This window comes from Siminovitchia fordii DSM 16014 = CIP 108821 (assembly GCF_000374565.1).
In the GTDB taxonomy this organism is placed as follows: domain Bacteria; phylum Bacillota; class Bacilli; order Bacillales; family Bacillaceae_C; genus Siminovitchia; species Siminovitchia fordii.
In genome coordinates, this window is the sequence record NZ_KB894716.1 from 24,825 (window position 1) to 33,229 (window position 8,405).

General features: G+C 41.2%; 8 protein-coding genes and 1 pseudogene. 8 read left to right on the forward strand and 1 reads right to left on the reverse strand.

Annotation, left to right across the window (positions count from 1 at the left end):
- Positions 1-31: 31 nt before the first annotated feature.
- From C509_RS0121765 to C509_RS0121785, 5 genes are all read left to right on the forward strand, one after another.
- Complete coding sequence (locus C509_RS0121765) at positions 32-514, forward strand: DUF441 domain-containing protein (RefSeq protein WP_018709059.1); 483 nt, start codon at positions 32-34, stop codon at positions 512-514.
- Positions 515-756: 242 nt separating this feature from the next.
- A complete protein-coding gene (gene citZ, locus C509_RS0121770; protein ID WP_018709060.1) occupies positions 757-1,875 on the forward strand; it encodes a citrate synthase in 1,119 nt (372 codons plus the stop codon).
- A gap of 104 nt (positions 1,876-1,979) precedes the next feature.
- Entirely contained in the window at positions 1,980-3,251 is a 1,272-nt protein-coding gene (icd, locus tag C509_RS0121775; protein ID WP_018709061.1) for an NADP-dependent isocitrate dehydrogenase, read from the forward strand.
- 104 nt (positions 3,252-3,355) lie between these two features.
- Positions 3,356-4,294, forward strand: a complete 939-nt coding sequence (gene mdh / locus C509_RS0121780) for a malate dehydrogenase (RefSeq protein WP_018709062.1) — start codon at positions 3,356-3,358, stop codon at positions 4,292-4,294.
- Between the two features lie 126 nt (positions 4,295-4,420).
- Entirely contained in the window at positions 4,421-4,870 is a 450-nt protein-coding gene (locus C509_RS0121785) for a MaoC/PaaZ C-terminal domain-containing protein (RefSeq protein ID WP_018709063.1), read from the forward strand.
- Between the two features lie 62 nt (positions 4,871-4,932).
- Here C509_RS0121785 and C509_RS27125 read toward each other — a convergent pair.
- Positions 4,933-5,189 (reverse strand): annotated as a pseudogene (locus C509_RS27125) (IS3 family transposase); the annotation flags it as partial.
- A gap of 323 nt (positions 5,190-5,512) precedes the next feature.
- Between C509_RS27125 and hflK the strand changes: the two are divergent.
- From hflK to C509_RS0121800, 3 genes are all read left to right on the forward strand, one after another.
- Positions 5,513-6,469 carry an FtsH protease activity modulator HflK gene (gene hflK, locus C509_RS0121790; RefSeq protein WP_018709064.1) on the forward strand — a complete coding sequence of 319 codons (957 nt, stop codon included), beginning with the start codon at positions 5,513-5,515 and terminating at the stop codon, positions 6,467-6,469.
- A 1-nt stretch (position 6,470) separates the two neighbouring features.
- A complete protein-coding gene (gene hflC / locus C509_RS0121795) occupies positions 6,471-7,403 on the forward strand; it encodes a protease modulator HflC (protein WP_018709065.1) in 933 nt (310 codons plus the stop codon).
- 71 nt (positions 7,404-7,474) lie between these two features.
- Entirely contained in the window at positions 7,475-7,822 is a 348-nt protein-coding gene (locus C509_RS0121800; RefSeq protein WP_018709066.1) for a DUF4260 domain-containing protein, read from the forward strand.
- Positions 7,823-8,405 lie beyond the last annotated feature (583 nt).

Sequence of the window (8,405 nt, forward strand, 5' to 3'; positions counted from 1 at the left end):
AAACTGTTATGAAATTGGAAGGATGAGCTATTTGTTCAATCAGGCTTTTTTCTTTTTGATCCTGTTGCTAGGAATTGGAGTAGTTGCAAAAAATCCATCACTTGTTATTGCGGTAGCCGTTTTGATTATTCTAAAGTTGGTCGGGGCGGATGAAAAACTTTTTGGCATGATTCAAGCCAAAGGAATTAACTGGGGAGTCACTGTTATCACGATTGCCGTTTTAGCTCCAATTGCAAGTGGGCATATCGGGTTTACAGAACTAGGCGGGGCAATTAAATCCCCTTATGCTTGGATTGCTCTTGGCGCTGGGATTGCTGTTGCTATTATAGCGAAATATGGTGTAACGCTTTTATCCGAAGATCCACATATTACCACCGCGCTTGTCCTTGGGACAATCATGGCTGTTTCCTTGTTCAAAGGTGTGGCTGTCGGTCCGTTGATTGGGGCAGGCATCGCCTATATAGCAATGAAATTCTTTGAACTATTCCGTTCTGGCTCAGGGATGGGTGGTTAGGAAGTTAACCCTCAAAAAGAAAATCTTATTGCTGGATATAAAAAATATGAATCAGTAGAAAATGTTGAAAAATAGACAAGAATTTAGTTTTGTTTATAATAGAAGATGAGTTCATTATAAATTGCATGTTTTTCCACATGCTTATTTTCCTTGTCTGAAGTTTTCCTCTAAACAATGTGTATTACATGTTTTCCATCATATACAGGAAATTTTTAAAAAAAGAGATAAAGGAGAGGTTTTCAATGACAGCAACACGTGGGTTAGAAGGGGTAGTAGCCACAACATCCTCGATCAGTTCCATCATTGATGACACGCTTACATACGTTGGCTACAACATTGATGACTTGACTGAAAATGCAAGTTTTGAAGAAGTCATTTATCTGCTATGGCATCTCGAACTGCCAACAAAGGAGCAACTTCAGGAATTAAAGGAACAGTTGGCAGAGAATATGGAGCTCCCGCAGGAAGTCCTCGACAGTTTTAAAACATATCCACTGGATAAAGTGCATCCAATGGCTGTTCTCCGGACAGCGGTTTCCGCCCTTGGAATTTTCGATGAAGACGCTGAAGTGATGGATAAAGAAGCAAACTATAAGAAAGCGATCCGCCTTCAGGCAAAAATGCCTGCAATTGTAGCCGCATTTGCCCGTATCCGTAATGGGCTCGAACCGATTGCTCCTCGCAAAGATCTAGGATTTGCAGCTAACTTCATGTATATGATTAAAGGGGAAGAGCCTGATGAGGTCGAAGTTGAAGCGATGGATAAGGCACTGATCCTCCATGCAGACCATGAATTGAATGCGTCCACTTTTACTGCTAGAGTATGTGTTGCGACCCTTTCAGACATTTATTCAGGAATTACAGCAGCTATCGGAGCATTAAAAGGCCCTCTGCATGGCGGTGCGAATGAACAGGTTATGAAAATGCTTACAGAAATCGGTTCTGCGGACAATGCTGAAAGCTATGTCAAAGATAAGCTTGAGAAAAAAGAAAAAATCATGGGCTTCGGCCACCGCGTTTACCGCAAAGGTGACCCGCGGGCCAAACACTTGAAAGAAATGTCAAAACGACTAACTGAAATCACCGGCGAGCCGGAATGGTACAACATTTCCATCAAGGTTGAAGAGGTATTTACTTCCGAAAAGCCACTTCCTCCGAATGTTGACTTCTATTCTGCATCAGTTTATCATAGCCTCGGATTTGATCACGATTTATTTACGCCGATTTTCGCTGTAAGCCGTACTTCAGGGTGGCTTGCACATATTCTGGAACAGTACGAGAATAACCGTCTGATCCGACCTCGTGCAGAATATACAGGACCTGGAATGCGTTCATATATCCCACTTGACAAACGCAAGTGAGGATGAGTTAGAATTTCATAATAAATTTTGATATGATAGAGCGGGGAAAAGGTTAGAAGCTGCTGCTTTCTAACCTTTGATACTGAAATTGGAGGGATTTAGATATGTCACATGGTGAAAAAATCACAGTTTCAAATGGTGTATTAAATACGCCTGACCATCCAATTATTCCTTTTATTGAGGGAGATGGAACAGGACCGGACATTTGGGCCGCTGCTCAAAGAGTTTTAGATGCAGCTGTAGAAAAGGCATACGGCGGCAAAAGAAAAATCGATTGGAAAGAAGTTTATGCGGGTGAAAAAGCGCATAATAAATTCGGTGAATGGCTTCCTGAAGAGACTTTGGATACGATTCGCGAATACCTTATCGCTATCAAAGGACCATTAACAACACCGATTGGCGGCGGATTCCGTTCATTGAACGTTGCGCTTCGCCAGGAACTTGACCTGTATGTCTGCCTGCGCCCAGTACGTTACTTTGAAGGCGTTCCTTCACCTGTAAAACGTCCGGAAGATACGGATATGGTTATTTTCCGTGAAAATACAGAGGACATTTACGCAGGTATTGAATACCAAGAAGGATCCGATGAAGTTAAAAAGCTGATCAATTTCCTTAAAAATGAAATGGGTGTAAATAAAATCCGTTTCCCTGAAACTTCAGGTATCGGAATCAAACCGATTTCTTCCGAAGGTACAAAACGTTTGGTCCGTGCAGCCATCAACTATGCAATCAAAGAAGGCCGCAAATCTGTAACTCTTGTACATAAAGGGAACATTATGAAATTTACAGAGGGTGCCTTTAAGAACTGGGGCTATGAAGTAGCTGAGCAGGAGTTCGGCGACAAAGTATTCACATGGAACCAATACGACAAAATCAAAGAGGAGCAGGGAACAGAAGCTGCAAACAAAGCTCAGGCTGATGCAGAAGCTGCTGGAAAAATCATTGTTAAAGACGCTATTGCGGATATTTTCCTTCAGCAAATTCTTACACGCTCGAAAGAATTTGATGTTGTCGCAACAATGAATCTTAACGGAGATTACATTTCCGATGCATTGGCGGCACAAGTCGGCGGAATCGGAATCGCACCTGGTGCAAATATCAACTACGATACAGGCCATGCGATATTCGAGGCGACACATGGAACAGCTCCAAAATATGCAGGTTTGGATAAAGTGAACCCATCATCAGTCATTCTTTCAGGAGTTCTCATGCTTGAGCATATTGGTTGGGGAGAAGCTGCTCAATTGATTACAAAATCAATGGAAAAAACAATCGAATCCAAAGTGGTTACATATGACTTTGCCCGCCTGATGGAAGGCGCGACTGAAGTGAAGACCTCTGAATTCGGAAATGCCTTAATTGAAAATATGGATTAATTTACTTTCAACAGGGAAAAGTGGGGTTAAGGAGCATAAAATGGAGACTGTAGTAAAAGCAGTCTCCAATTGTTGTGAAATTTAATGAAAGAAGGGACTTCCCCATGTCATTAAAACGGAAAAAAATATCAGTTATCGGTGGAGGATTTACAGGGGCTACAACAGCATTCCTGGCAGCACAAAAAGAACTTGGCGATGTTGTCCTTGTTGACATTCCCAAAATGGAAAACCCTGTAAAAGGGAAAGCACTTGACATGCTGGAAGCGAGTCCAGTACAAGGATTCGATGCAAATATCATTGGCACATCCAATTATGAAGATACAAAAGACTCCGACGTTGTCGTCATTACCGCAGGTATCGCACGTAAACCAGGGATGAGCCGTGATGATTTGGTCCAAACAAACCAGAAAGTGATGAAAAGTGTTACACAGGAAATTGTCAAATACTCTCCAAACTGTCATATCATTGTGCTGACAAATCCAGTGGATGCCATGACATATACCGTGTATAAAGAATCTGGATTCCCTAAAAACCGTGTAATCGGCCAGTCAGGGATCCTCGATACTGCACGTTTCCGTACATTTATCGCACAAGAGCTTAACCTGTCTGTAAAGGACATCACGGGATTCGTATTAGGAGGCCATGGAGACGACATGGTACCCCTTGTCCGCTATTCCTATGCAGGCGGAATTCCACTGGAGAAATTAATTCCACAGGAACGTCTGGATGCTATTGTTGAAAGAACAAGAAAAGGCGGGGGAGAGATCGTAAACCTGCTTGGCAACGGAAGTGCATATTATGCACCGGCTGCTTCTCTCGTCGAGATGGTAGAGGCGATTGTAAAAGACCAGCGCAGAGTGCTGCCTTCTATTGCCTACCTTGAAGGTGAATATGGATATCAGGGAATTTATTTAGGAGTGCCTACAATCCTAGGAAAAGATGGTATAGAACAAGTAATTGAACTTGAACTTACAGATCAAGAAAAAGCAGCTTTGGATAAGTCGGCAGACGCTGTCCGGGAAGTTATGAGTGTTCTTGAATAAATACCATTAGAGGATCAATCTTATTTAAAAATGATTGGTCCTCTTTTTTCTTTGTTTTTAACTATAAAAATGTTATTATATTTCACAATAGATCGCAATCTCATAAACTTTTCGGGGGTGCTCTTATTGTTATTGGGAAAAAAGCGTAAGCTTGGGCGGCAGATTGGTGAAATCTCAAGAGGCGAAAAACTGAAACTAACAGAGAAAGTCGAGGACAAAGATCTACTGTTGTATCTGGGCTTGACGAATGATGCCAATCCGCTTTATATCCAACAAGACTATGCTTCCCAAACACCGTATGAAAAGCCGATTGTACCGACGATCATGTTGACAGGCATTATCACTTCGGCTGTTACAAAGTACTTGCCAGGACCGGGCTCCAATATCCTTAAGCAGGAGATAGAGTTTCTGAAACCAGTCTTTCATTATGCAACAATCGATTTTTTATTTGAGATTGACGATGTAAATGAACGCGATCATACAATTACTGTAAATGTGCAGGCCACAGATAACGGCGAAATAGTCATTAGGGGAATGCTTATCGTGTGTCCACCATACCCATCATTCGAGGGTTAACAATCAAAAAGGGAGGGCAGGTAACTTAAACTTTACCGTTGTAAAGGACAATCATAATAAAGCTAGGCAACCTTAAGGAGGTGGTCTCTGTATTGAACAGGGGTCATCTTTTTTAGGTCCCATTGATATCTATAAACGATGATAGTATAGCATGTAGTCCTTAATTTCTTGTATAAGTTTTTCAAGGGTTTCACAAGCCTTGATATACGCCTCATCCTTGACATGGCCACTCCTGCAGTGCGTTGTCCCGACTAATTCCTCTCCTGGACATAGATTGGCCCAATCCCATTTTCCTTGACCTTTTCTGAAATTCAGGACTTAATGGCCACCTGGTCAGAGTGAATACATGCACCTTTAATTACCTTTTATTGACTACCGTCAATTCTTTTGTTCAGCCATGTATATCTTTTTGAATCTTCGATCTCGATTCAGGTTTTTTTCAAGTGTGACACGTTCCGAGACCTAGTAGGGAAGAGTAGTCCCGTGTTCTTACCCAAAAATCCTGCAGAATAGTTTTTTGAATCCTCCACAGAGGACAGTTTGATTTGTCCTGTTCTTTTTATTTATAAGTGGAAATGAAACCTTTTTTCTATTGTTCCGTAATACATTAGTATAAGAGAAAAAGAGAAAGGATCGTGGGGAATGAGTTTAAAAAGGGTTTATGCAGCGGCAGGGATTATAATTGCAGGAATTTTGCTCATCGTCGCACTTTTTACTTCCTGGTATACGTTGGATGAGTCGGATCAAGCGGTCATTTTGACGTTTGGAAAAGCCGAGGAAACGGTAACCGATTCCGGGTTACATTTTAAACTTCCATGGCCAGTGCAGCGGGTTGAAAAGCTTGCGAAAGAGACGAAGAGCCTGCAGTTTGGTTATAAAGAATCAGACGGAAAAAAGGAACTGTCCGATGAAACAAAAATGATCACTGGAGACGAAAATATTGTTTTTGCGGATCTTGTCGTCCAGTGGAAGATAACAGACCCTAAAAAATATTTATTTAATGCGGATAACCCGGAAGAAGTATTATATGACGCAACATCCGCTTCTTTAAGAAGTATTATAGGGAGTTCAAAAATCGATGATGCACTTACGTCCGGAAAAGCTGAGATAGAAGGAAATGTCAGGGATCTTTTGACTTCACTAATGGAAAAATATGATGTCGGCATTTCTATTCTGGCTGTCAAACTCAAAGATGTTGAGCTTCCTAATAAAGAGGTCCGAAGTGCTTTTACAGCAGTAACAGATGCGCGAGAAACGATGAACACGAAAATGAACGAAGCCAAAAAGTATGAGAATCAAAAAATGAATGAAGCAAAAGGAGAAAGGGATGCTATTATCTCAAAAGCAAAAGGGGAAAAAGCCGCAAGGCTGGAAACCGCACGTGGAGATGTGGCAGTCTTCAATAAGCTGTATAAAGAGTATAAGAGCAGCCCGGAAGTGACAAGGGAACGTCTGACAATTGAGACGCTGGAACAGGTGCTTCCAGGAACCGAGATTTACATTATGAATGATGAGGGGAATACACTGAAATACTTCCCAATCCGTCCAATGGAAAAAGAGGAGCCGAAACCGGCAGAAAAGACGGAGGGGGATGAGTAGTATGGATAAAAAAGTGGTTGATTTCGGTTCGCGCAAGGCTGCTGAACTGGATTGGAGAAAATACACGAGGTTTGGTCTCTTTTTCATTACTTTGATAGTGATTTTACTTCTATTGCTTTCAAGTCTGTTTGTTGTAAAAGAAGGAGAGTATAAGGTCATCCGTCAGTTTGGCGAAGTTGTACGGATCAAAACGGAACCAGGTCTTGCCATGAAGATACCGTTTATCCAATCTGTTTCAACTCTTCCGAAATACCAAATGACTTACGATGTGTCGCAGGCGGAGATCAATACGAAAGACAAAAAGAGGATGATCATAGATAATTACGCGCTTTGGAAGATCGTTGAACCCAAAAAGATGATCGCTAATGCGCGTACAGTGGAGAACGCCGAGTCAAGGATGGAAGAATTCATTTATTCGGTTATCCGGACGGAACTTGGGCAATTGAACTACGATGAAATTATCAATGATGAAAAATCTTCACGCGGCAGCCTGAACGACAGAGTAACAGAAAAAGTAAATGAGCTTCTGTCGAAAGACGAATATGGTGTCGTTGTTACGGACGTTCGAATGAAACGGACAGATCTTCCGAATGAAAACGAAAATTCGGTCTATACAAGGATGATTTCAGAGCGTGAATCAACGGCTCAGGAATATTTGTCGAGAGGAGACGCGGCAAAGAATAAGATAACTGCTGAAACTGACCGTAAAGTAAGGGAAATGCTATCTAAAGCACAGGCTGATGCAGAAGTGATCCGCTCTGAAGGAGAAGGAGAAGCCGCGAAAATCTACAATGATTCATTTTCAAAAGATCGGGAATTTTATCAACTGTACAGGACACTGGAATCCTATAAAAAGACAATTGGAGAGGATACAGTCATCGTTCTCCCTGCGGACTCCCCATATGCGAAACTACTGATGGGATATACTAAGTAGCACAAATGCCGGGTCGACGGACCCGGCATTTAATTGATTATGGATCACATAATTCAGGGGGGGGATGAAAGTTGAATAAAATAATTTTACACATGGAAGGGCTCGTGGTTTTTGCCTTATGCCTATGGCTTTATGGACATTACCATTTTAGTTGGATCCTATTTTTCATTCTTTTATTTGCACCGGACATTTCAATGTTTGGATATTTGGTCAACAATAAAGTCGGTGCTGTCATATATAATATATTTCATACATATACGGTGACCATTCTTGTGGTTGTCTTTGGGATGATATTTTCGGCTCCGACTATCATGGCAATCGGTTTGATATGGTCGGCGCACATTGGCATGGACAGGATGTTCGGGTATGGATTGAAATATCGCACAGAATTTAAAGACACTCATTTGAACCGTGTTTAACTTATTTTGGACATCTCTACCAAGGCTCCTATTATGTATGGAGTCTTTTTATTAAGAACAGCAAAACTGTGTGAGGCTGTATCTATAAGAATAATAGCTCAAATATTCTCCAGACTCGGGGAATACTCTTAGCTTTTCATAAATACTCTTCAAAATCCGGAAATACTCTTAACTTTACTCAAATACTCTTCAGAATCGGGAAATCCTCTTAACTCTTCAGAACTTAGAGATACTCTTATTTTTTATAAATACTCTTCAGAATCCAGGAATCCTCTTAGCTTTTCGCAAATACTCTTCAGAATCCGGGAATACTCTTAACTTTTTCGCGAATACTCTTCAGAATCGGGAAATACTCTTAACTTTTCGTAAAATACTCTTCAGAATCCGGGAATACTCTTAACTTTTTCGCGAATACTCTTCAGAATCCAGAAATACTCTTACCTTTTCGCGAATACTCTTCAAAATCGGGAAATACTCTTAACTTTTTCAAAATACTCTTCAGAATCCGGGAATACTCTTAACTTTTTCGCGAATACTCTTCGGAATCGGGAAATACTCTTAACTTTTCGTAAAATACTCTTCA

Coding starts and splice junctions, on each gene's coding strand:
- citZ (WP_018709060.1), top strand. CDS start 757: ATGACAGCAACACGTGGGTTAGAAGGGGTAGTAGCCACAACATCCTCG.
- icd (WP_018709061.1), top strand. CDS start 1,980: ATGTCACATGGTGAAAAAATCACAGTTTCAAATGGTGTATTAAATACG.
- mdh (WP_018709062.1), top strand. CDS start 3,356: ATGTCATTAAAACGGAAAAAAATATCAGTTATCGGTGGAGGATTTACA.
- hflK (WP_018709064.1), top strand. CDS start 5,513: ATGAGTTTAAAAAGGGTTTATGCAGCGGCAGGGATTATAATTGCAGGA.
- hflC (WP_018709065.1), top strand. CDS start 6,471: ATGGATAAAAAAGTGGTTGATTTCGGTTCGCGCAAGGCTGCTGAACTG.